This is a genomic window from Serratia sp. JKS000199, from assembly GCF_900215455.1.
GTDB lineage: Bacteria > Pseudomonadota > Gammaproteobacteria > Enterobacterales > Enterobacteriaceae > Serratia > Serratia ureilytica.
Genome location: NZ_LT907843.1, coordinates 3353518 through 3378266 on the forward strand (window position 1 = coordinate 3353518; position 24749 = coordinate 3378266).

Genomic DNA, 24749 nt, shown 5'->3' on the forward strand with positions numbered 1-24749 from the left:
CTGTCTGATGAGATCGGAGGTGCTCCAGTGTGGAACCTTGGACACCGCTTGTCCATGATCTTTCAGTACGATGAAACGGGATCTGCGCCACAAAAAACAAAGCGCCGCCCAGGCGACGCTTTTTTTCTGCGCGATGCTGATTAGAATTCCATCAGCTCTTTTTCTTTCTCCGCCAGCGCGGCGTCGACCAGCTTGATGTAAGCGTCGGTCATTTTCTGAATCTCGTCTTGTGAACGACGCTCTTCGTCTTCGCTGATCTCTTTATCTTTCAGCAGCGCCTTGACCTTGTCGTTGGCGTCGCGACGCACGTTACGCACCGCTACGCGGCCCTGCTCGGCTTCGCCGCGCACGATCTTGATCAGATCCTTACGACGTTCTTCGGTCAGCGGAGGCAGCGGAACGCGAATGTCAGAACCGGCGGAAGACGGGTTGAGGCCCAGATCAGAGCTCATGATCGCTTTCTCAACGGCCTGGCTCAGGCTGCGGTCGAATACGTTGATTTTCAGCGTGCGGGAGTCTTCCACGGTCACGTTGGCCAGCTGACGCAGCGGCGTAGCGGCGCCGTAGTATTCCACCATGATGCCATCCAGAATGCTTGGAGAAGCGCGGCCGGTACGGATCTTGCTGATTTGGTTTTTGAATGCTTCTACGCTTTTTTCCATGCGTGAATCAGCATCTTTTCTGATTTCATTAGTCACGTTGCAAACCCTTGGAAGCTGGTTACTTGGCAGGCGATACTCAAGTATAGCCCGTAATCGTACTCGAAGAGCGCGCGGCGCCTGGCGTCACGCGCTCCGAAAAAGAGGTGTGAACAGCCTTATTTGCTGATCAGCGTACCTTCGTTCTCACCCATCACCACGCGGCGCAGCGCACCGGGCTTGTTCATGTTGAACACGCGGATCGGCAGACCGTGATCGCGGGCCAGCGTAAACGCCGCCAGATCCATCACTTTCAGCTCGCGCTCCAGCACGTCCTGATAGGTTAATTGTTCATACAGCGTCGCATCCGGGTTTTTCACCGGATCGGCGGAGTATACGCCATCCACTTTGGTGGCTTTCAGCACCACGTCCGCTTCGATCTCGATGCCGCGCAGGCAGGCAGCGGAATCGGTGGTAAAGAACGGGTTGCCGGTACCGGCGGAGAAGATCACCACGCGGTTGTTGCGCAGCAGGCTGATAGCCTCTGCCCAGCTGTAATTATCACATACGCCGTTCAGCGGGATCGCTGACATCAGGCGGGCGTTCACATAGGCACGGTGCAGTGCATCACGCATAGCCAGGCCGTTCATCACGGTAGCCAGCATTCCCATGTGGTCGCCCACTACGCGGTTCATGCCAGCTTGCGCCAGCCCCGCGCCGCGGAACAAGTTCCCGCCGCCAATAACTACACCGACCTGAATTCCCAGTTCGACCAGCTCTTTCACTTCCTGAGCCATGCGATCCAAAACGCTGGCGTCGATACCAAAACCTTCTGCACCTTGCAGGGCTTCGCCACTCAGTTTAAGCAGAATACGCTGATATACGGGTTTTGCATTGGTTGCCATGGTGTTCTGTCCTAAGAAGCAGTATTAGTATTGGGGATTTCAGCCGATGAAACGCGCCTGAGGTGAGCATCACGCTGCAGGGCCTGCCACCGGTGTAATTCTGGCTGGATAGTATGGAACCGCCAGACGGCGGTTCCATCGACAGTCATTAAGACTGTTTGCTCATCGCGGCAACTTCAGCAGCGAAGTCGGTTTCGACTTTCTCGATGCCTTCGCCCACTTCGAAGCGAATGAAGTTGGTCACGTCAGCGTTGTGCTCTTTCAGCACCTGAGCAACGGATTTGCTCGGATCCATAACGAAAGGCTGACCGGTCAGAGAAACTTCGCCGGTGAATTTCTTCATGCGGCCTTCAACCATTTTCTCTGCGATTTCTTTCGGCTTGCCGGACTGCATGGCGATGTCCAGCTGAACCTGGTACTCTTTTTCTACCACTTCAGCAGACACGTCTTCTGGCTTCACGAACTCTGGCTTGCTCGCCGCAATGTGCATTGCGATTTGCTTAACCAGCTCTTCGTCAGCGCCTTTAGCCGCAACCAGAACGCCGATGCGCGCGCCGTGCAGGTAGCTGCCCAGCACGTCGCCTTCCAGGGAAGCAACGCGACGAATGTTGATGTTTTCGCCGATTTTTGCCACCAGCGCTACGCGCTCTTCTTCGAACTGTGCTTTCAGCACGTCAACGTCAGTGATTTTGCCGGCCATAGCGGCATCCAGCACTTTGTCGGCGAACGCCTGGAAACCGGCGTCTTTCGCAACGAAGTCAGTCTGGCAGTTAACTTCCAGAATGATGCCGTAGTTGCCTTCGATCTTGGTTTTGATCACGCCGTCAGCAGCTACGTTGCCTGCTTTTTTAGCGGCTTTGATCGCACCGGACTTACGCATGTTTTCGATTGCCAGTTCGATGTCGCCGTTGGATTCAACCAGCGCCTTCTTGCAATCCATCATGCCAGCGCCGGTACGCTCGCGCAGTTCTTTTACCAGGGCAGCGGTAATATCAGCCATTTATTTTTCCTCGGTTATCTCGCGTGGAGACAGTTCTCATTCAGATAAGCAAAGGGGGCCTTTACAGGCCCCCCTAACCAACATATGTCAATACCTGGTTAATAAGGGCTCAGTGACGAGCTTGCCTTATTATTCAGCTTCTACGAAGCCTTCTTCCGCCTGAACGGCCAGATCTTGAGAACGACCTTCACGCACAGCGGCAGCAACAGCAGTCAGGTACAGGTTTACTGCACGGATTGCGTCGTCGTTACCAGGGATGATGAAGTCAACGCCGTCTGGGTTGGAGTTGGTATCAACGATAGAGAATACCGGGATACCCAGGTTGTTGGCTTCTTTGATCGCGATGTGCTCGTGATCGGCATCGATAACGAACAGTGCGTCTGGCAGACCGCCCATATCTTTGATACCGCCCAGGGAGTTTTCCAGCTTGGCCAGTTCACGAGTGCGCATCAGCGCTTCTTTCTTGGTCAGCTTGTCCAGGGTGCCGTCTTGAGACTGGATTTCCAGATCTTTCAAACGCTTGATGGACTGACGAACGGTTTTCCAGTTAGTCAGCATGCCACCCAACCAGCGGTGGTTCACGAAGAACTGGTCACAGCTGTTCGCAGCGTCTTTTACCGCTTCGCTTGCTGCGCGTTTGGTACCAACGAACAGGATCTTGCCTTTACGGGAAGAGATCTTGCTCAGTTCAGCCAGAGCGGCGTTGAACATTGGTACAGTCTGCTCCAGGTTGATGATGTGAACCTTGTTACGAGCGCCGAAGATGAAAGGCTTCATTTTCGGGTTCCAGTAACGGGTCTGGTGACCAAAGTGAACACCAGCCTTGAGCATGTCGCGCATGGAAACAGTTGCCATGATTAAACCTCTATAGATTAATTGGGGTTATGCCTCCACGTATCCCATAACGCCGACCCTGGCGGCGACAAGTCACCTCAGGGCACCCCGGCGGATGTGCCGATACGTGTGTGTTATTTACACAAAATGAGTGCAGTTAAAGTATTTTCGGCTCATTCCCGCCAGGTCACAAGAACCAAGACACGGATCGCCGGCGCGCTTTATACCATAAACCCGCCGCCGACACCAACTTTTGTTGCGTTTCGCCGGGCGTCAGGAAATGAAATTTGGCAGCCCCCGGCCGGGCTGATACCATAAGTCACTGCTTCTTATTGTCGACGATAACGACACCTGCGGACGAATTTCATGGCAATCTCAATTAAAACACCTGATGACATCCAAAAAATGCGCGTGGCCGGCCGCCTGGCCGCCGAAGTGCTGGAGATCATCGAGCCGCACGTCAAACCTGGCGTGACCACCGGCGAGCTGGACCGTATCTGTCACGAGTACATCACCAACGAGCAGCAGGCCATTTCCGCCTGCCTCGGCTATCACGGCTTCCCGAAATCCGTGTGCATTTCGGTGAACGAAGTGGTGTGCCACGGCATCCCGAGCGACGACAAAACGCTGAAAGACGGCGACATCGTCAACATCGACGTGACCGTGATTAAAGACGGTTTCCACGGCGACACCTCGAAGATGTTCATCGTCGGCAAACCGACCATTCTGGGCGAGCGCCTGTGCCGCGTTACTCAGGAAAGCCTGTATCTGGCGCTGAAGATGGTCAAACCGGGCATCCGTCTGCGCACCCTGGGCAAGGCTATCCAGCAATTCGTCGAAGCCGAGAAGTTCTCCGTGGTGCGCGAGTACTGCGGCCACGGCATCGGCGAAGTGTTCCACGAAGAGCCGCAGGTGCTGCACTATGACGCGGACGACGGCGGCGTGGTGCTGCAGCCGGGCATGGCCTTCACCATCGAACCGATGGTCAACGCCGGCGACTACCGCATCCGCACCATGAAAGACGGCTGGACGGTAAAAACCAAAGATCGCAGCTTGTCGGCGCAGTATGAGCATACTATTGTGGTGACTGATAACGGCTGCGAGATAATGACGTTGCGCAAGGATGACACCATCCCCAACATCATTACGCACGAGATGTAAGCACCGCGGCGAACGCCGCGTGCAGAATATCACCAGGCCGGCTTATGCCGGCCTTTTTTATGGGCTGCGCACTATGTCTGACAATCTTCTTCAACAGGCGGCCCCGGCCGTGCCGATGCCGCCCGCCTCCCCCAGCGCCTACGGCGACGACGAGCTCACCTGCCCGGTGCTGAAACAGCGGCTGGAACAGTTTCAGCTGTGGCTGGCGGCGGCGTTCGACGCCGGCTCCAGTGCAGAAAGCCTGGTGGCGGCGCGCAGCGACTTCATCGATCGCCTGCTGCGCCGGCTGTGGACGTTCTACGGCTTTGAAGATATCCCGGAAACCGCGCTGGTGGCGGTCGGCGGCTACGGCCGCGGCGAGCTGCACCCGCTGTCGGATATCGACGTGCTGGTGCTCAGCCAGCGCCGGCTGACGGAGCAACAGTCGCAGCGGGTCGGCGAATTCATCACCCTGCTGTGGGATCTCAAGCTGGAAGTGGGCCACAGCGTGCGCACCCTGGAAGAGTGTCTGCTGGAAGGGCTGGCGGATCTGACCGTGGCCACCAACCTGATCGAATCGCGCATGATCTGCGGCGACGTCGCGCTGTTCCTGCAGATGCAAAAACATATCTTCAGCGACGGCTTTTGGCCTTCGCCGCAGTTTTTCCACGCCAAGATCAACGAGCAGCAAGAACGTCATCAGCGCTACCACGGCACCAGCTATAACCTGGAGCCGGATATCAAAAGCAGCCCCGGCGGCCTGCGCGACATCCACACGCTGCTGTGGGTGGCGCGCCGCCACTTCGGCGCCACCTCGCTGGACGAAATGGTCGGCTTCGGCTTTCTCACCCAGGCCGAACGCAACGAGCTGAACGAATGCCAGAGCTTCCTGTGGCGCATCCGCTTTGCGCTGCACCTGGTGCTGCCGCGTTACGACAACCGTCTGCTGTTCGATCGCCAGCTCAGCGTCGCGCAGCTGCTGCGCTATGAAGGCGAAGGCAACGAGCCGGTCGAGCGCATGATGAAAGACTTCTACCGCATGACGCGGCGCGTCAGCGAGCTGAACCACATGCTGCTGCAGCTGTTCGACGAAGCCATCCTGGCGCTGGACGCCACCGAAAAACCGCGTCCGCTGAACGACGATTTCCAACTGCGCGGCGATCTGATCGATCTGCGTGACGAAACGCTGTTCATCCGCGAGCCGCAAGCCATCATGCGCATGTTCTACCTGATGGTGCGCAACCGCGAGATCAAAGGCATTTACTCCACCACCGTGCGCCAGCTGCGCCACGCGCGCCGCCACCTGAAACAGCCGCTGTGCACCATCCCGGAAGCGCGCGATCTGTTCATGGCCATCCTGCGCCACCCCGGCGCGGTGTCGCGCGCGCTGGTGCCGATGCACCGTCACAGCGTGCTGTGGGCCTATATGCCGCAGTGGGGCAAGATCGTCGGGCAGATGCAGTTCGATCTGTTCCACGCCTATACCGTCGACGAACACACTATCCGGGTGCTGCAGAAGCTGGAGAGCTTCGCCGATCCGCAAACCCGGCCGCGCCATCCGCTGTGCGTGGAGCTGTATCCGCGCCTGCCGCACCCGGAACTGCTGCTGCTGGCGGCCTTGTTCCACGATATCGCCAAAGGGCGCGGCGGCGATCACTCGATCCTCGGCGCGGAGGACGTGGTGGAGTTCGCCGAGTTGCACGGCCTCAACTCGCGAGAAACCCAACTGGTGGCCTGGCTGGTGCGCTGCCACCTGCTGATGTCGGTCACCGCGCAGCGCCGCGATATCCAGGATCCGACGGTGATCCAGCAGTTCAGCAGCGAAGTGCAGAGCGAAACTCGCCTGCGCTACCTGGTATGCCTGACGGTGGCGGATATCTGCGCAACCAACGAAACCCTGTGGAACAGCTGGAAGCAGAGCCTGTTGCGCGAGCTGTATTTCGCCACCGAGAAACAGCTGCGCCGCGGCATGCAAAACAGCCCGGATCTGCGCGAACGCGTGCGCCACCACCGGCTGCAGGCGTTGGCGCTGCTGCGCATGGACAACATCGACGAAGAGGCGCTGCACCGCATCTGGAGCCGCTGCCGCGCCGACTATTTCCTGCGCCACTCGCCGAATCAGCTGGCCTGGCACGCCCGCCATCTGCTGGCCCACGATTCCACCCAGCCGCTGGTGCTGGTCAGCCGCCAGGCGACGCGCGGCGGCACCGAGATCTTCATCTGGAGCCCGGATCGTCCTTATCTGTTCGCCGCCGTCGCCGGGGAGATGGATCGCCGCAACCTGAGCGTGCACGACGCCCAGATCTTCACCAACCGCGACGGTATGGCGATGGACACCTTTATCGTGCTGGAGCCGGACGGCAGCCCGCTGGCGCAGGATCGCCACGCGGCGATCCGCCAGGCGCTGCTGCAGGCCATCACCCAGCGTGAGTACCAGCCGCCGCGCGTGCGCCGCCCCTCTTCCAAGCTGCGCCACTTCAGCGTGCCGACCGAGGTCACTTTCCTGCCGACCCACACCGATCGCCGCAGCTACTTGGAGCTGACCGCGCTCGACCAACCCGGCCTGCTGGCGCGGGTGGGCGAAGTGTTCGCCGATCTGGGGCTGTCGCTGCACGGCGCGCGCATTTCCACCATCGGCGAGCGGGTCGAGGATTTGTTTATCCTGGCCGACGGCGAGCGGCGCGCGCTCGACCAAGAAACGCGCAGAAAGTTGGAGCAACGGTTGACAGAGGCCCTCACCCCAAACGATAAAATGTGATACAAGTAACTTTTTACCGACAACATCAGGAAAGAGAACAGCATGCAGCAATTACAGAACGTTATTGAAAGCGCCTTCGAACGCCGTGCGGACATCACCCCGGCGAACGTAGACACCGTAACGCGCGAAGCGGTAAACCAGGTGATCGGCCTGCTGGACAGCGGCGCCCTGCGCGTCGCCGAGAAGATCGACGGTCAATGGGTCACCCACCAGTGGCTGAAGAAAGCCGTGCTGCTCTCTTTCCGCATCAACGACAACAAGGTGATGGACGGCGCGGAAACCCGCTACTACGACAAAGTGCCGATGAAATTCGCCGACTACGACGAAGCACGCTTCCAGAAGGAAGGCTTCCGCGTCGTGCCGCCGGCCACCGTGCGCCAGGGCGCGTTCATCGCTCGCAACACCGTGCTGATGCCGTCTTACGTTAACATCGGCGCCTACGTCGACGAAGGCACCATGGTCGACACCTGGGCCACCGTCGGTTCTTGCGCGCAGATCGGCAAAAACGTTCACCTGTCCGGCGGCGTCGGCATCGGCGGCGTGCTGGAGCCGCTGCAGGCCAACCCGACCATCATCGAAGACAACTGCTTCATCGGCGCGCGTTCCGAAGTGGTGGAAGGCGTGATCGTGGAAGAAGGCTCGGTGATTTCGATGGGCGTCTACCTCGGCCAGAGCACCCGCATCTATGACCGCGAGACCGGCGAAATCCATTACGGCCGCGTGCCGGCGGGCTCGGTGGTGGTTTCCGGCAACCTGCCGTCGAAAGACGGTTCTTACAGCCTGTACTGCGCGGTGATCGTCAAGAAAGTCGACGCCAAAACGCGCGGTAAAGTCGGCATTAATGAGTTATTGCGTACTATCGACTAAATTGAAATAGCGGGTGATTCACCCGCTATTTTTTTGTCTGCGTTTCGCTGGCAGTCACAGTCGCAGATCTCGCTTTCCGCCATAATCGCAGTCGTGGAATATAACGATCACATCTAAAGAGGGCGCAGTATGTACGATAACTTGAAGAGTTTGGGCATCAATCAACCGGAAGACGTCGATCGCTATAGCCTGCGTCAAGAGGCCAACAACGACATCCTCAAGATCTATTTCCGCAAGGACAAGGGCGAGTTCTTCGCCAAGAGCGTGAAGTTCAAGTATCCGCGCCAGCGTAAAACCGTGGTGGCGGACAACGCCGGCCAGGGCTACAAGGAAATTCACGAGATCAACCCGAACCTGCGTTACGTGATCGACGAGCTGGATCAGCTGTGCCAGCGCGATCAGGTGGAAGTGGATCTGAAGCGTAAAATCCTCGACGACCTGCGCCATCTCGAAGGCGTGGTGTCGCACAAGATTGCCGAGATCGAAGCCGATCTGGAAAAACTCACCCGCGGCAAATAATGCGGATCGGTTGACCCGCATCATCGTTAAGGCGCCCTTTTGCGGCGCCTTTTTACGTTATGACTGCAGCAGCGTGCCCCACTGCTCGACCCACGGGCAGGCGGCCACTTCCGGCTCCGGCTGTTCCATCGCATCGATTTCCAGCACTTCGCCAACGCGGGTGGCGCCCTGTTCCTGCAGCAGCGCATCGAACGTGCGCCCGGCGCCGCAGAAGTGGTCATAGCTGCTGTCACCGAGGGCGATCAGCCCATAGCGCAGCTCCGGCTGATAGCCAACCTGATCGCGGATAGCGTGGAACAGCGGCGCGATGCTGTCCGGCAGATCGCCCTGCCCGGTGGTGGAGGTGATCACCAGCGCGTAGTGCTGACGATAAAACTGCCAGGCCTCCAGCGTGCCCTCTTCGAACAGTTTGACCTCATGGCCCTGCTCGCTGAGGATGTTTTGCGCCTCTTCCGCCACCAGCAGCGAATTGCCGTAGACCGTTCCCACGAAGATACCAACCTGAGCCATGGCTCCTACTCCCTTCATTACCTTTAAAAATTGTCAGCTATCCTGACCGTTAGCCGCGTTAAACTCAACCCCGGCAAGTTCAGGGAATACCCCCGCCCAGCCGAACTGCGCCATCCCCCCTTGCCAGGCCTCGTCCCAGCGCGCCGTTACCTGCAGCGGCTCGCCGGTCACCGGGTGCGTCAGCTGCAGATGGCTGGCGTGCAGCATCAGGCGCGGGCAACCGAAATGCTGCGCCATCCCGCGATTCTGCCGCAGATCGCCGTGCTTGCTGTCGCCGATGATCGGGTGGCGCAGGTGCGCCATATGGCGCCGCAGCTGATGTTTGCGGCCGGTTTCCGGCTGCAGTTCCACCAGACTGTAACGCGCGCTGGCGTAGCGGCCGACGGCCACCGGCATCTCTACCTGCGCCAACGGCCGGTAGTGCGTCACGGCCGGCTGCGGCCCCTTGTCGGCATCGGCATGTTTATCGGCGATTTTATCCAGCTCCGCCGTCAGCGGGTAGTCGAGGGTCGCCTCCTCCTGCACGTAACCGCGCACCACCGCATGGTAGGTTTTCTGCACCTGATGCTGCTCGAACTGCTGCGACAGCAGGCGCGCCACCTCGCTGGAGAGCGCCATCAGCAGCACGCCGGACGTCGGACGATCGAGACGGTGCACGGTAAAGACGTGCTTCCCGAGCTGATCGCGCACCGTCTGCATCATAAAGCGAGTTTCATGACGGTCCAGCCAACTGCGGTGCACCAACCAGCCCGACGGTTTGTTCACCGCCACCAGGTGTTCATCCTGATACAAAATCTCAATCACATCGCATTCCCAGGTCAATAGCCGTTTCGGGCGCGAGTATAACAGGCATGAGACGCAACGCTAGTTCACCCATTCGATGGTCACCAGGCGCGTATCGGCGCGGCCGCGATCGTCCACCGCCCGAATGCGGTAGCGCCCGTTGTTGATCGGCCGCCAGTCGATCGGTTTTTTGCTGGCGCTGCTGCCGAGATAGATATCGTCGACGAACCAGTACACCGTCTTGCTGTCGGCGTCCGTCACCGCATTGAAGGCGATTTTGTCCCGTCCCTGTTGCGACTGGCGCAGGGTATAAGTGGTGTTTTTCAACGGCGAGGTGATGCGCGGCGCGTTGCCGCCGACGGCGATGCCGTTGTCCTTGCAGCGATTGACCGGCGGCGCCCGCTTCGGCAGCCCGGCCTGGGCGAACACGTTGGCCAAATCGGAAGGCCAGAATTCAAAAATTTCGGTGCGGGTCTGCGCCGCGTCATACGGCGGGCAAACAACCTCGCCGCTGTGAATATCCAGCACCACCGGCCGGTAGACGCTGTCTACCTTGATCGGCGACTTGCCGGGAATGAACCAGGTCTTGCCCTTTTGCTGGCACCACGGCGTCGGCAGATCGCCGCTGGCGAGACAGATGTCTACCCGCCGCAGCCGCTTGGGGAACGGATGTTTCGGTTCCCGCAGGGCGGGATAGCTGGCGTTGACGCTGTCGATGATATTGAAAAACAGCGGCGCGGCCGCCTCGGCGCCGACCAACGCATTGTTGCCGCGCCCATCGAAGTTGCCTTCCCACACCACCAGCACGTAAGGGCCGAAAATCCCGACGCTCCAGGCGTCGCGAAAGCCCCATGAGGTGCCGGTCTTCCAGTACACCGGCAGCGACGAAGAACGCTGCGCCAGCGTATCGCCCGGCCGCCGGTGCTGGCGCAGCATATCCAGCGTGATGAAACTGGCCTCCTCGCTCAACAGCCGCACCGGCCTCGGTTCACCCTCGTTCAGCCGCAATCGCAGCGGCCGCAGCTCGCCGCGGTTCGCCAGCAACGCGTACAGCTTCGCCAGCTCCTGCGCCGTCACCTCGCCGCCGCCCAGCACCAGCGACAGTCCGTAGTGGCTCTCATTGGCCATATTGGCGACGCCGGTCAGGCGCAAAAACTGATAAAAGGTCGGCTGACGCAGCTGTGAGGCGACATAGACCGCCGGGATGTTACGGCTGAAATTCAGCGCGTCGGTGGCGGTCACCGGGCCGAGAAAACGCCGGTCGAAATTTTCCGGCGCATAGGCGCCGAACGACGAAGGCACGTCTTTCAGAATGGTCATCGGATGCAGCACGCCCTGCTCCATGCCCAGCGCGTAGATGAACGGCTTCAGCGTCGATCCCGGCGAACGCTTGGCGTTGGTGCCGTTCACCTGCCCCTGGATCGGACGATTGTAATAGTCCGCCGAGCCCACCAGCGCGCGCACCCCCATATCGCGGCTGTCCACCAGCAGCACCGCGGCGTTTTGGATGCCGCGGCTGCGGTTGCGGGCGATAAAAGCGTTGACCTGCCGTTCGACCAGCCGCTGCAGCCCGGCGTCCAGCGTCGTGTCTACGCGGGTATCGCGCTGCACCAGTTGCTGCGTCTGCAGGCGCAGCTGTTCGATAAAGTGCGGTGCGATATAAGGCACTTGTTCAGGCTGCCGCAGCGCCAACGGCAGGCGGAACAGCGTTTGCTGGCTGGCGTCGGTGGGGTAAACCCGCTGCCAACGCTGGAACAGACGATTGCGCGCCTGCGTCAACGCCGCGCCGAGCACGCCGGTTTTCGGCTCCAGACGGTAGCTGGGTGACTGCGGCAAGACCGCCAGCGTCAGCGCCTCCGGCAGAGTCAACTCCCGCGGCGGCTTGGCGAAATAGATCAGGCTGGCGGCGCCGATGCTTTCAATGTTGCGGCCGTAGGGCGCGTAATTCAAATAGGCTTCCAGGATATCGCGCTTGGAGTAGCTCAGTTCCAGCTGCACCGCACGCAGCACCTGCAACACCTTGCCGCCCGGCGTACGGGTATTGAGATGCCAGCGCATCCGCGCCAGCTGCATGCTGATGGTCGAACCGCCCTGCATTTTGCCGCCGGCGACATAGCTGCGCCAGAAACCGCGCATCAGGCTGACAGGGTTAAAGCCGGGGTTATAGTAGAACCAACGATCTTCGTGCAGCAGCAACCCGCGCACCGCCAGCGGCGACACTTGCTCCAGCGGGGTCCACAGCCGGTAGCGATCGTCGTTGGCCAGCGTAATGCGCAGCAGCGCGCCGTGCCTGTCGTAATAAACGGAAGACTGCGGCAGCCCCTGCCACAGGGGCGGATGCGGCCACAGCCGAATTGCGGTCAACAGCAGCGCCAGTAAAAACACCGCCATCAAGCCGTTTTGCAGCACGCGCCCGGTCAGGATCTTCATACGTTCTCAGCATTCCGGCGCCAGACGCTGGCCTGGCGCCGGATACGGCCTAGTCGTTGCCCGCCGGCACCACCACCAGCTTGCCGCCGCCGGCCGACATGGCCTGCACTTCTCGGTCATACATGGCTTCGCCGTAGGCCGGTGGAATAATAAAGCTGCCGGTATTGGTGGCCTTGATCTGATAGACGAACTCCTGCACCTCGGTGCCGGCGCTGCCGTAGATAATCACCCGATCTTCACGGATGTCGCTGTAATCCGGCGCCCAGGTGGAGCCGGTGGCGGCCAGCGGCGACTGCCAGCCGCCGCGATCGTCGCTCTCCTCACCGGCATCGGCCGGTTCCGGCGGCGTCTGCTGCACCACTTCGAACCCGCCCGGCAGCAGATCGACAATCGCCAGGTTGCTCTGCCCCTCTTTCGAGTTGGCGCGCACCTTCAGATGGACGTTGATCTTCTGCCCCAGCGTCACCTGCGTCACCGCTTTGCCTTGCTCGTCGGTGTAATCGCGGACAATCTCAATGCCGCGCGACAGCGCTTTTTGCGGCGCATTCAGGTCGTAACCGGCCTGCGTCACCACATACCAGGCCGGCGCATTGCCGCCGTTGGTGAAGCGCACGGCGGTGGCATCAGCGTTGAACTGCCCCTGAACGAACAGCCCCTGCAGCTCACTGATGCGCTGCGGGTCGCCGCCGCTTTTGCCCACCTGCACGATGCCTAACGCGTCCGCATTGGCGGATTGCGCCGCCACCTGGGCCGAATAGCTTTCCAGCGCCAGGATGCTCATTGCAGAGGAGTAGGTGGTGTAACGCTCTTCCTTCAGTGCCTTGACCATATTCTCCAGCACCTGCGGCGGAATCGACGCCACCTTCTCAGGGAAGTGACGGGTAATCAAATACAGCCGCGTCGCATCCTGCACCAGCGGATCGAAATAGTTCTGCGTCCACCAGGCGCTGTCATAGGCTTTGCTCAGTTGCTGCCAGCTGGGTTGCAACAGCGCGGCGGCTTCGTCGTCCATCTTCAACAAACGATAGGAAGAGGCCAGATACAGCGCGCTCAGATCGGTTTTCCACCCTTCGCCATAGCGTTTTTGCAGCGTATCCTGCACGGCCGCCAGCGAGTTGGTGGTCACTTCGCCCTGCAGCGTCAGCAGGTAGACCGCCCAACTACGCAGGCGCAGCAGATACAGATCATCGAAACCGCTGGCCGCCAGCTCGCGCAGCGCGCCGTTAGCTTCGTCCAGCATGCCTTCCGGCAGGGCGTAACCCGCCGCTTTGGCTTCGAGCAGATATTGCACCACATAAGGCGTGACGAAAGGATCGGCATCCGGCGACGAACGCCAGGCGCCGATCGCCCCGCTGTCGTTCTGACGGGCGCGCAGCACGCCCAGCAGGTTGCGCAGCTGCTTGCTGACTTCCGCCTGGCTCAGGCTGCCTTTCATCTCTGGATGGCGGCTCTGCAACATCAGCGGAATGGAACGGCTGACGATCTGCTCGGAACAGTAATACGGATAATCCGCCAGGTATTGCGCCAACCCGCTGGTCAGCACCAGCGGCGAATTCGACACCGCCGCCCGGCGCTGCGCGAAAGCGTCGAACATCTGGCGCAGGCCATCGACATTCTGGCTGCCGCCGCTCATGCGCCCCATCACCGATTGAGTACGGTACGGCGCCGCCGGCCGCACCGAGGTGCTGACGGTGCGACGGCTGGCCTGGTCGCCGTAACGGGCGTCGAACACCAGCGGCGCATCGCCCAAAACGGCTTTGGCGCGCAGACGGAAGGCGATCACGCCCTCGCGTTTTTCCGCCAGCGTCAGGCTTTGCGTCGCGTTGCCCACCACCTCCAATTGCGGCGGCGGCGTCAGCAGGACGTTGATGGCTGCCGACTGGCCGTTCAGCCCTTCGAGGTTGTTGCTGACGCCCACGCTGACGTCGAACTCATCGCCCGGCGCCACCATCGCCGGCACGTTCGGCGTCATGATGAAGCTGTCGCGCACCGTAGCGGCGGTTTGCGCCTTGCCGATTTTCTCCGGCGTCACCGAAATCGCCATGACGCGGATCTTGCCGTTGAAGTAATCCGGCACCGGATAGACGAACTGTTTCTCGCCGCTGACCTCGGTAATGCCGGACCAATAGGCCACCGGCTTATCGTGCTTGCGCTTGAACGGGTTGAGGTTGAGATCCAGCCCTTCGCCCGCGTCGCCGCCCGGCGCCGCGGTGAGCGCCATCAGCTTGCTGAACTCCGGCAGGATCAGATCGAGGATCTGCGAGCTACTCACGTTCAGTTCACGCTTGCTGAAGAAGAACTCCAGCGGATCCTTCAGGCGGTAACGCGCCACCTGCAGAATGCCCTCATCGACGGCAAACAGCGCCACCTGCTGCGGCGCATCGGTCTTGACCGTCATCGTCAGGTTTTCACCCGGTTTGATGACCTCCGGTGCCGTCACCTCAAGGCTGTTTTGGCGCGCCTTGGTGCTTATCTTGAACGGCATCACGCCGTAGCTCAGCGGGCTCATGAAGATCTCGCTGGAGTTGATGTCGCGCACGAACTGCACGTTGATGTAGCCGTTGCCCTCCATGCCGGCCGGCACGCGGATCGTCTGCACCGAGCTGGTGGTGTCGGTGTGGAACCACTGCCAGGCGTAAACCTTGTCCTTCTCGATGGTGATCAAGCCGCTACCGGTATAGGGCGCGTTAATCGCCACCTCGATCTCTTCGCCGGGCTGGTATTCCGCCTGGTTGAGTTTTAGCTTCAGTTCGGCGTTGCGATCCAGCGAACGGCTCAGGTTGGCGTTGCCGGCCACGCTGTAGGCGACGCGGTTGAGCGTCTTGCCCTGCGCATCTTCGATCACCAGCACGAAGTCGCCCGGCTTATCGGTCGCCAGCCGCAGATCCGCGCCCTGATCGCCCAGCGCCAGCGGCTGTTCCGAGAGCTGCACTTCCTTCATCTTCGACTGGTATTTGTAAACGCCCGAATCCTGTTTGGTCAGCACCGAAATGTATTTCTGTTCGATCAGCACCTGCTTCAGGTTCGGCATGGCGATCTGTTTCAAGGCCGGATCGATGGCGATCACGTTCAGATGCCGCTCCGCATCGCGATTGATGTAGCCCAGATCGCCGTCGGCCTTCACCCCAATCAGGTAATCGTAAGGCGAAACCAGCGTACGGGCGGTAGCCGCCACCGAGCGACCGCCGCCGGCAACGAACGCCTCCGACAACAGCTGCAGCTGATAAGTGGCGTCGGCGTAAGATTTCAGATCGAGCGGAATATCAGCCGCTCCGTGTTCATCGGTGGTGCGATCTTCCAGCTCGGTTTCGAACCCGTCGCTGTTTTGCCGGTTTTCGTAGAACGCATAATCCGGGAAACGATCGAAGCTTGGATACATTGGCCGCAGCGTCAGCCTGGTGGTCACACGGCGATCTTGCGCCGGGGTGCCGAACAGGTTCTGCACATCGATGCTGGCCTTCAGCTCAGACGGTTTGACCCAGCCTTGCTGGCGGTCTGGCGTCAACGCCAGCTTCACTTTCAGTTGATCCGGCTCGAACTCCTTCACATTGACTGCGGTATGGCCGAGCAGCGTGGAGGTGTCGTTGTTTTTGCCGATCAGATACAGATAAACGTTCCACTCGCCGGTGGGCGAGTTTTCATCGGTGGTATAGCTCAGTTCGTTGAAACCGCTGGCGCCCAGCGTCAGCGGCACGGTGGACATCAGCTTGTCGCGCGGATCGCGAATTTCGGCGCGCACCGGCACGCCGGCGAGGCCAACGCGCCAGTCGGCGGCGCGAGTGATCAGGCCGATATTGAAGGTATCTCCCGGCCGATACACGCCGCGGTCGGAGAACAGGTAGCTGCTGAGCGTGCGCGGATCGGTCGGCGTTTGTTCACCGGCAACGTCGAAGCGCGAGAAATCCAGCCCGCGATCGTTATAGCTGCCGGTCGGCAGGAAGGAGACATCCCCTTCTTTCTCCACCAGGAACATCACCGGCTGGCGCTCGTTGGTGTACACATCCAGCGCCGGGAAACGCACGTGGCCGTCGGCGCCGGTGGTTTGGCTGAGCAGCGTCACGCCGTTTTTGGCCACCACCGATACGTTGGCGCCGCTGACCGGCGCACCGCTTTGGATCGACTGCACGAAGACGTCGCGCGTCTTATCCTGCGAGCTCTTGGCGACGATGCCCAGATCGGTCACCACCACAAAACGCGAATCGCCGACGTCGGACTGCTCTTCCCCTTCGCTTTCATCTTGTTCCTGATCCTGCTCGGCGCCCGCCTCTTCCGCCGCCGGTTTGCGATTTGGCTGCCATTCCGACAGCGTCAACAGAAACACCCCGCGATGGGAACTGGCGTTGGTGGAGAGATAGCGGGAAAGATCGATGCCCTGATAGTTCACTTCCCCCGGCCGCTCGTTGTTGAGCGCCGTCTGGTATTTGAAATGCTCGGTGAAATACTCATCGTTGAGCCGGTTGAATTCCGTGGACGAGTATTCCCGGCTTTTGAAGGAAACAATGTGCTGCAGCTGACTCGGGATCACCCGCTTGATGTCCAGCCGCAGGCCCGCCACGTTGCGCGCCGCCACGCTGATCTGCTTGTCGCCGTTGACCGACAGCAGCGAGCCCTGCGACATGAACTGCAGCGATTTCGGGAACTCCGGCACTTCGACCACCCGATAAACCTTCTTCGGCATTTTGTAACCGCCGGCGGAGATCAGCTGGTTATCGATCTCGAGCAGCATAAAGCGGTGCGCCGGGGCGTCAAAACGGAAGCTGAACTGCGGCTGATAGGCCTCTTCCGCCTCGTTAAGTGTCAACGGCAGCGGCGTCGCCTGCGCCAGCACGTTCTTGCCGACGCTGTCTACCGTCCATGGGTAAAAGTCTTCAGCATCATTGGCGGCCTCGGCATCGCTCGGATCGTGCTGCGGCAGCAGCCAGGCTTTCGCGGCTCGCGCCAGCTCTTTATCCTTCACCGCATCGCTGAAACCAACCACCAGCGCACGCTGCCCTTTGCCGCCGTCGGTGTCCACCACCTGGGCGCTGGCGTCGCTCAGCGCCAGGCTGTACAGGGTAGGAACCTTGACCCAGTTGCTTTTCGCCTCTTCGACCGCGTTGCCGGCCGCCGTCGATTTAACGCCCTTGCCGACGGTCAGATGTACCGCGCCGCCCTGATCCAGCGCCTGCAGCGGCTCGGAATGCACCCAAGCGTTCAGTTTTTTCTCGTCATATACCAGAGAGAAATTCAGCTTCTTCTCGGAGGTGGCGCTGCCTTCTTTCAATCCCAGCGAAATCTGTTTTTCAAAGCTGGCGACGTCGACCGGCGCGTTGAACTGCAGATTGAAAATCGCGCTGCGTTTCTGCGCATTCTGCGGATCGCGGTAGTACTCGGCCTGCCCCAGACGGTAGCCGAACGCAGGCACGGTGAAGGCATAGCGGGTTTTGGCGAGTTTGACCTGCGGCGCCAGCAAGGTAGCGGGCTCGAGGGTCACGTCATATTTCGCGCCCATCGGCAGCGGCTTTTTCGGCGTGAACACCAGCGTCGATTCATTGTTCCACGCCCACTGCCCTTCCGCCGTCGGTTTGAGGGTGATGCCGGCGCTCACGGTTTTGCCCACCGCGGCGATCGGCGCGACCGAGCCGCTGAAGGCCAGACTCACCGTTTGTGGCGCTTGCCGGGCGGCGGTGTAATCTATCGGCGCGGGGTTAGCCAGCGATGCGCTGACCTCCTGAACCACCATCGGCGCCGGTTCGATCGGCTGAGGCCGATTTTGCCACCAGTGCCAACCGTAAAACGCGCCGCCCGCGGCGCCTGCCAGCAGCAGCAGGCCCAGACCGATCGCTTTCGGATGTTTATCCACGCCGCTTTCCAGCCGCAGAAAACCGCGCGGCAGCGCAGCCCACCAGGCCGGCGCGCGCCAGCTGAGGTTGCCGACCAGCGGTCTCAGCAACCGCCCCAACAGCGACAAGACCCCACCCAACAGGCGGCAAACGCCCTTAACCAGGGTAAAAGGCAAACGAAGGATAAACCTTAATAAATCCATTATTGCAGCACCTCATCATCCTAATGCAGCCCCCGGTCAACCGCCGCGGTTTAACCGAGCCGAAAGACGCCGTCGGCTCTCCTGCCCGGCATCCGCGCGAGTACTCTACACTGCCGGGCGGCAAAAATCTGCGCGCCGCCGGCGAATTACGGCTCTTTATTCAACATCAAATCCAACTGCTGCAGCAGCACCAACAGCGGCAGACTGCTCGGCTCACGCTCCTTCAACGCCTCCTCGAAGTAAGGCGTGATGGCAAAACGCGTCGGCAGCGGCGCTTCGGCGTCCAACAGCGCATACATGCGTGGCAGAAACACCCACTGCAGCCAAGCCTCGGCCGACATGCTGTCGATGCAGAACGGCTCGGTGCTGGAGAAAGCCTCAGGCTCGGGCGGCGCGGCCTGCCACAAGGCCAAATCGCGCATGGATTGTTCAATCGCCTGCAAACTGCGGCGAACCTGATTATGTATACTCATCTGCATTCCCGATCTCTTTTCATCATGATATTCAGCTCGCTGGCTGAGAGGCGGCAAAGCATAGCATTTTTATAGCCCAAATTTGGCGCGCCCGAGACCGGCTGCCGTTTTTATCTGGTGGCGTGCGCCGCCGCGCGGCACAATAGGCCCACCGAATTCACCACACAGATAAAGATTCATGTCCGTAATAACAGAGAAAAAAAATCACGCGACGCCCGGTAAGGCCATGCTGGCCTCGGTCACCGGTTACGCCATGGACGGGTTTGACCTGCTGATCCTCGGCTTTATGCTGCCGGCCATCAGCATCGAATTAGGATTAACCTCATCGGCCGCCGGTTCGCTGGTCACCTGGACGCTGATCGGCGCAGTGCTGGGCGGCGTGATCTTCGGCCATCTCAGCGATCGCTTCGGCCGCATCCGGGTGCTGACTATCACCATCCTGATGTTTTCCCTGTTCACCGGCCTGTGCGCCGTGGCGCAAGGCTATTGGGATCTACTCGCCTATCGCACGCTGGCGGGCATCGGGCTGGGCGGCGAGTTCGGCATCGGCATGGCGCTGATCGCCGAAGCCTGGCCGGCGGAGAAACGCAACCGCGCTTCAGCCTACGTCGGCATGGGCTGGCAGTTGGGGGTGCTGGCGGCCGCTTTCCTGACGCCTTTGCTGCTGGAACATATCGGCTGGCGCGGCATGTTCCTGGTCGGCCTGCTGCCGGCGCTGGCGTCATTCCTGATCCGCCGCACGCTGGGCGAACCGGAGGAATTCGTGCGGCAAAAAGACGCCGGGCAGCCGCTCTCCTTCCTTCAGCGTTTGCGCCTGCTGTTTAAGGATCGCGCCACCAGCAAGGCCAGCATCGGCATCTTCATTCTCTGTTCGGTGCAGAACTTCGGCTACTACGGGCTGATGATCTGGATGCCGACTTATCTGGCGAAAAACTTCGGCTTCTCGCTCACCAAGTCCGGCCTGTGGACGGCGGTGACGGTGGTCGGCATGACGTTCGGCATCTGGCTGTTCGGCGTCCTGGCCGACCGCTTCGCCCGCTGGAAGATTTTCGTGCTGTATCAGGTCGGCGCGGTGGTGATGGTGATCGGCTACGCCCAGTTGAGCGATCCGATGCTGATGCTGTTCGCCGGCGCAGTGATGGGCATGTTCGTCAACGGCATGATCGGCGGTTACGGCGCGTTGATTTCCGATACCTATCCGGTGCAAGCGCGCGCCACCGCGCAAAACATCCTGTTCAATCTGGGACGCGGCGTCGGCGGCCTGGGGCCATTGGTGATCGGCGCGCTGGTGACGCAGGTGTCGTTTACCGCCGCCATCAGCCTGTTGGCGGCGATTTACCTGCTGGATATCTACGCCACGCTGTTCCTGCTGCCGAAAAAACAGGGCGCAGGCGATACGCTGGGCGCGATTGGTTAACGCGGAAGAAGGATTGAGACGGGGCGCACGCGCGGCGGAATAGAACAAAAAGTTGGGGGCACTGCGTTAACAGTGCCCCCGGTTCGTTTTATAGCCATCCCGCTACACAGCATGCTCCCTGCTCAATCCTTGAAAACTTTTCCTGCGGCCATCCTGACCAAGTGGTCCTTGCATCATCCTGCAGCATCGTCCTGACGCGGTTCCTCAGCCTTCCTGACCCGCCGACAGTCCTGCGCCGGCTCTCAATCTCCGTCCTGGAGGTGTCCTTGGTTTCAATCCTGAAACATCCTGGGCATCTCCTGACGCCATCCCTCGCTCTTGCCTGAGCGCATCCCTTTCTTCTTCCTGAAGCTGCATCATCCTGATGCTTTCCTGCTCCGCCGGGTCCGTGCCGGTAATGATAAGATCGCTCAAATTTCCCGGAATCACAAGGGTTTGAGAGGTGTCTCACACTAAATTAAGACTAAGAGTTATCCTAAAGAAATTCTAACCAATTGATCTGGATAACAATAATCTCATGGTCCAAAGAGAGGTGAAAAAAATTAAGAGCGATCTCTCACAGCCCGTGTGAGAGATCTCTTACACGACCGACGGCGAATCCGCCGCGCTTCAGTCCAGCACTGGGCGCAGCGCATCGAGGAAATTCCCCAGCGTCGCCGCCAACAAGGTGCGCTTATCGCTGCCGAACTGCTCCAGCACCACGTTGCCGCTGACGTTGCACAGCGACACCATCGTCATCTCGGATTCGGTGGTCGCCAGGAAGAGGGTCGGTGACAATTTGAGGCGCTTTTGCGTCACCAGATGGCCGATCAGATTCTCCTGCAGGCGGATGAAATCCTCTTCGCTCCATACCTGCAGCAGGCTCAGGCGATGCTCCCCAAATTGCGCGCTCATGTCACCGGCGTATTGCTGCGTGTAGAAACGGTGCGCATCCGGCTGCAAACGCAGCTCCAGCGCGGCCTCGACCTTCTCCAGCGTCGCCGCCGGTTCGAAAGGCTGCGGCAACCACAGCACGTCGTCCTCGCGATTCTCCACGATGCAGGGCGACGGCACGCCGTACAGCGCCTCGCTGGCCGGCGCGTGGCCGCGCTCTTGCTGCCACAACTCGACATAGCGTTGAGTGAATTCACGCAGAGCGTGCGATACATCATGGTCCATATTCTTTCTCGCATACGTTAAACTGACGGCCATTGTACCTATCTCTGACCGAGGTGACAGCAGATGTCCTCATATCAAGACCACCAGGCCCTGTCAGGGCTGACGCTGGGCAAACCCACCGCCTATCGCGATCGCTACGACGCCACGCTGCTGCAGGCGGTGCCGCGCAGCATGAACCGCGAGCCGCTGGGGCTGTATCCCGACAACCTGCCCTTCCACGGCGCGGACATCTGGACGCTGTACGAACTCTCCTGGCTGAACGCCAACGGGCTGCCGCAGGTGGCGGTGGGCGAGATCGGCCTCAACGCCGACAGCCTGAACCTGATCGAATCGAAAAGCTTCAAGCTGTATCTCAACAGCTTCAACCAAACGCCGTTCGCCGATTGGGAAACGGTGCGCAGCACGCTGCAACGCGATTTGTCCGCCTGCGCCCAAGGCGAGGTGAGCGTCACCCTGTTCAGCGTCGACCAACTGGAAGGCAGCCCGATCGCTCGTTTGGCCGGCGACTGCATCGACCAGCAGGATATTCGCATCGACAATTATGAGTTCAACGCCGACTACCTGCAGAACGCCGCCGGTGAAGAGGTAGTGGAAGAGCAATTGGTCAGCCACCTGCTGAAGTCCAACTGCCTGATCACCCATCAGCCGGACTGGGGCTCGGTGCAGATAAGCTACCGCGGCGGCAAGATCGATCGCGAAGCGCTGCTGCGCTATCTGGTTTCCTTCCGCCACCACAACGAATTCCACGAGCAATGCGTCGAGCGCATCTTCAACGATCTGATGCGCTATTGCCGGCCGCAAAGCCTGACGGTTTACGCCCGCTATACCCGCCGCGGCGGACTGGATATCAACCCGTGGCGCAGCAACGTCGCATTCGCTCCCGAGCACGGCCGCCTGGCGCGCCAATAAGTGCGAAACATTGCTCAACAACTGAGCTAACGAGCGGTTTGTGTTGGTAAAAGCGCAGGGACGGCGGTAAGGTTAAAACGAGGCTGCGGCCGGGCAGAGCGCCCGCTTCGCCGCAGCACGCCAACCATAACGAGATGCTGTTTTGCTGCGTATGGATTACTACCGCCCCACACCGGGTGCAAAGGAGTTACCTTGATTACACACATCAGCCCGCTTGGCTCTATGGATTTATTGTCGCAGCTGGAAGTAGACATGCTGAAGCGCACCGCCAGCAGCGACCTGTACCGCCTGTTTCGCAACTGTTCGCTGGCCGTGTTGAACTCCGGCAGCCAAACCGACAACAGCAAACAGCTGCTGTCGCGCTATGAAACCTTCGATATCAACGTGCTGCGCCGCGAGCGTGGCGTGAAGCTGGAGCTGGTCAATCCGCCGGAAGAGGCGTTCGTCGACGGCCGCATCATCCGTTCACTGCAGGCCAACCTGTTCGCCGTGTTGCGCGACATTCTGTTCGTGCACGGCCAAATCGCCAGCGCCGGCCGTTTCCAACACCTGAACCTGGAAAACTCGGCCCACATCACCAACCTGGTGTTCTCGATCCTGCGCAATGCGCGCACGCTGCATCTGGATGAAGATCCCAACATGGTGGTGTGCTGGGGCGGGCACTCGATCAACGAGAACGAATACCTGTACGCGCGCAAGGTCGGCAGCCAGCTGGGCCTGCGCGAGTTGAACATCTGCACCGGCTGCGGGCCGGGCGCCATGGAAGCGCCGATGAAAGGCGCGGCGGTCGGTCACGCGCAGCAGCGTTACCGCAACAGCCGCTTCATCGGCATGACCGAACCGTCAATCATCGCCGCCGAGCCGCCTAACCCGCTGGTGAACGAGCTGGTGATCATGCCGGACATCGAAAAACGTCTGGAAGCGTTCGTGCGCATCGCGCACGGCATCATCATCTTCCCGGGCGGCGTCGGCACCGCCGAAGAGCTGCTGTACCTGCTGGGTATCCTGATGAACCCGGAGAACAGCGAACAGGTGCTGCCGCTGATCCTGACCGGGCCAAAAGAGAGCGCCGATTACTTCCGCGTGCTGGACGAGTTCATCATGAACACGCTGGGCGACGCCGCGCGCCGTCACTACACCATCATCATCGACGATCCGGCGGAAGTGGCACGGCAAATGAAAAAAGCCATGCCGCTGGTGAAGGAGAACCGCCGCAACACCGGCGACGCCTACAGCTTCAACTGGTCGATCCGCATCGCACCGGATCTGCAGCTGCCGTTCGAGCCGACCCACGAGAACATGGCAAACCTCAATCTGTATCCGAACCAGCCGCCGGAGCAATTGGCCGCCGCGCTGCGCCGCGCCTTCTCCGGCATCGTGGCCGGCAACGTGAAGGAAAACGGCATCCACGCCATTGAGCAGTTCGGCCCGTACAAGCTGCACGGCGAACCGCAGATGATGAAGCAGATGGACAGCCTGCTGCAGGGCTTTGTCGCCCAGCACCGCATGAAGCTGCCGGGCAGCGCCTATGTGCCCTGCTACGAAATCGTCGCCTGATCCTCAATCCCGGGCGGCGTAACGGCCGTCCTGTTTTTTCTGACCTTGCCGCCCATGATGATACACCTACTGATTGTCGACGCCCTGAACCTCATCCGCCGCATTCACGCCGTACAGGGCTCCCCTTGCGTCAACGCCTGTCGCCACGCGCTGCAGCAGTTGCTTCAGCACAGCCGCCCGACCCACGCGGTGGCGGTATTTGACGAGGACGACCGCAGCGAAAGCTGGCGTCACCAAATTCTGCCGGACTACAAGGCCGGGCGCTCGCCGATGCCGGAAAACCTGCAACAGGAGATGCCGCAGCTGCGTGAGGCCTTCGCCGAACTGGGCGTCGCCAGCTGGCATTCACCCGGCAACGAGGCAGACGATCTGGCGGCCACGCTGGCGGCGAAGGTCGCCGGCGGCGGCCACCAGGTGACCATCGTCTCCACCGACAAAGGCTATTGCCAACTGCTGGCGCCGAACGTACAGATCCGCGATTACTTCCAGAAACGCTGGTTGGATATGCCTTTCGTGCAGCAGGAATTCGGCGTGCTGCCGCAGCAACTGCCGGACTACTGGGGGTTAGCGGGGATCGGCAGCAGCAAGATCCCCGGCGTGGCCGGCATCGGGCCGAAAACCGCCGTGCTGCTGTTGCAGCAGTCGGGCAGTCTGGACGGGATCTATCAGCACCTGGAGCAGGTGCCGGAGAAATGGCGCGGCAAGCTGGAGCAGCACCGCGAGCTGGCCTACGTCAGCAAACAAGTCGCCACGCTGCGCACCGATCTGTCGCTGGACGGTAACCTGCAGCAGCTGCGCCTGCCGATACAATAAGGGCGCTGCAAGC

The 24749-nt window shown here is 60.5% G+C and carries 18 protein-coding genes; 8 read left to right on the plus strand and 10 right to left on the minus strand.

The window, feature by feature from the left end; genetic code table 11:
- Positions 1–140 precede the first annotated feature (140 nt).
- The 4 genes from frr to rpsB form a co-directional block, all read right to left on the minus strand.
- Positions 141–698 carry a ribosome recycling factor gene (gene frr / locus CPH57_RS16065; protein ID WP_025160240.1) on the minus strand — a complete coding sequence of 186 codons (558 nt, stop codon included), beginning with the start codon at positions 696–698 and terminating at the stop codon, positions 141–143.
- A 119-nt stretch (positions 699–817) separates the two neighbouring features.
- Positions 818–1543: a UMP kinase gene (gene pyrH, locus CPH57_RS16070; protein WP_004931940.1), complete on the minus strand. Its 726-nt coding sequence runs from the start codon at positions 1541–1543 to the stop codon at positions 818–820.
- A gap of 148 nt (positions 1544–1691) precedes the next feature.
- The gene (gene tsf / locus CPH57_RS16075; RefSeq protein ID WP_033644872.1) at positions 1692–2543 is read right to left on the minus strand and encodes a translation elongation factor Ts; all 852 of its coding nucleotides are present in this window, start codon (positions 2541–2543) and stop codon (positions 1692–1694) included.
- A 129-nt stretch (positions 2544–2672) separates the two neighbouring features.
- Positions 2673–3398, minus strand: a complete 726-nt coding sequence (gene rpsB / locus CPH57_RS16080; protein ID WP_016929891.1) for a 30S ribosomal protein S2 — start codon at positions 3396–3398, stop codon at positions 2673–2675.
- 345 nt (positions 3399–3743) lie between these two features.
- Here rpsB and map point away from each other — a divergent pair, with 345 nt between their 5' ends.
- The 4 genes from map (at position 3744) to CPH57_RS16100 (ending at position 8661) form a co-directional block, all read left to right on the plus strand.
- Entirely contained in the window at positions 3744–4538 is a 795-nt protein-coding gene (map, locus tag CPH57_RS16085; protein ID WP_028127527.1) for a type I methionyl aminopeptidase, read from the plus strand.
- A gap of 73 nt (positions 4539–4611) precedes the next feature.
- Positions 4612–7275, plus strand: coding sequence for a bifunctional uridylyltransferase/uridylyl-removing protein GlnD (gene glnD / locus CPH57_RS16090; RefSeq protein WP_033652507.1), 2664 nt, complete (start codon positions 4612–4614; stop codon positions 7273–7275).
- A 42-nt stretch (positions 7276–7317) separates the two neighbouring features.
- Positions 7318–8142 carry a 2,3,4,5-tetrahydropyridine-2,6-dicarboxylate N-succinyltransferase gene (dapD, locus tag CPH57_RS16095; protein ID WP_004931932.1) on the plus strand — a complete coding sequence of 275 codons (825 nt, stop codon included), beginning with the start codon at positions 7318–7320 and terminating at the stop codon, positions 8140–8142.
- 129 nt (positions 8143–8271) lie between these two features.
- The gene (locus tag CPH57_RS16100; RefSeq protein ID WP_004931929.1) at positions 8272–8661 is read left to right on the plus strand and encodes a DUF3461 family protein; all 390 of its coding nucleotides are present in this window, start codon (positions 8272–8274) and stop codon (positions 8659–8661) included.
- 57 nt (positions 8662–8718) lie between these two features.
- Here the strand turns inward: CPH57_RS16100 and CPH57_RS16105 are convergent, their stop codons facing one another.
- The 5 genes from CPH57_RS16105 to CPH57_RS16125 all read right to left on the minus strand — a co-directional run bounded on the left by CPH57_RS16105 (position 8719) and on the right by CPH57_RS16125 (position 18882).
- A complete protein-coding gene (locus tag CPH57_RS16105) occupies positions 8719–9171 on the minus strand; it encodes a flavodoxin (RefSeq protein WP_033644870.1) in 453 nt (150 codons plus the stop codon).
- A 33-nt stretch (positions 9172–9204) separates the two neighbouring features.
- Positions 9205–9975 carry a tRNA pseudouridine(65) synthase TruC gene (gene truC, locus CPH57_RS16110; RefSeq protein ID WP_096242852.1) on the minus strand — a complete coding sequence of 257 codons (771 nt, stop codon included), beginning with the start codon at positions 9973–9975 and terminating at the stop codon, positions 9205–9207.
- Between the two features lie 60 nt (positions 9976–10035).
- Positions 10036–12384, minus strand: coding sequence for a penicillin-binding protein 1C (pbpC, locus tag CPH57_RS16115; protein ID WP_033644869.1), 2349 nt, complete (start codon positions 12382–12384; stop codon positions 10036–10038).
- 49 nt (positions 12385–12433) lie between these two features.
- The gene (locus CPH57_RS16120; RefSeq protein WP_096242556.1) at positions 12434–18409 is read right to left on the minus strand and encodes an alpha-2-macroglobulin; all 5976 of its coding nucleotides are present in this window, start codon (positions 18407–18409) and stop codon (positions 12434–12436) included.
- Between the two features lie 146 nt (positions 18410–18555).
- Positions 18556–18882 (minus strand): YqcC family protein, encoded by a 327-nt coding sequence (locus CPH57_RS16125; RefSeq protein WP_033644943.1) that lies wholly within the window; start codon positions 18880–18882, stop codon positions 18556–18558.
- 178 nt (positions 18883–19060) lie between these two features.
- On the opposite strand from CPH57_RS16125, the gene CPH57_RS16130 reads away from it, so the two are divergent.
- Positions 19061–20299 (plus strand): MFS transporter, encoded by a 1239-nt coding sequence (locus CPH57_RS16130; protein ID WP_033644867.1) that lies wholly within the window; start codon positions 19061–19063, stop codon positions 20297–20299.
- 609 nt (positions 20300–20908) lie between these two features.
- Here the strand turns inward: CPH57_RS16130 and syd are convergent.
- Positions 20909–21457 carry a SecY-interacting protein gene (gene syd / locus CPH57_RS16135; RefSeq protein WP_033644866.1) on the minus strand — a complete coding sequence of 183 codons (549 nt, stop codon included), beginning with the start codon at positions 21455–21457 and terminating at the stop codon, positions 20909–20911.
- A gap of 63 nt (positions 21458–21520) precedes the next feature.
- Between syd and queF the strand changes: the two genes are divergently transcribed.
- From queF to xni, 3 genes are all read left to right on the plus strand, one after another.
- Entirely contained in the window at positions 21521–22366 is an 846-nt protein-coding gene (queF, locus tag CPH57_RS16140; RefSeq protein ID WP_046687717.1) for an NADPH-dependent 7-cyano-7-deazaguanine reductase QueF, read from the plus strand.
- A gap of 192 nt (positions 22367–22558) precedes the next feature.
- Entirely contained in the window at positions 22559–23923 is a 1365-nt protein-coding gene (gene ppnN, locus CPH57_RS16145; protein ID WP_019455737.1) for a nucleotide 5'-monophosphate nucleosidase PpnN, read from the plus strand.
- Between the two features lie 54 nt (positions 23924–23977).
- The gene (gene xni, locus CPH57_RS16150) at positions 23978–24736 is read left to right on the plus strand and encodes a flap endonuclease Xni (RefSeq protein WP_033652493.1); all 759 of its coding nucleotides are present in this window, start codon (positions 23978–23980) and stop codon (positions 24734–24736) included.
- Positions 24737–24749: the final 13 nt, after the last annotated feature.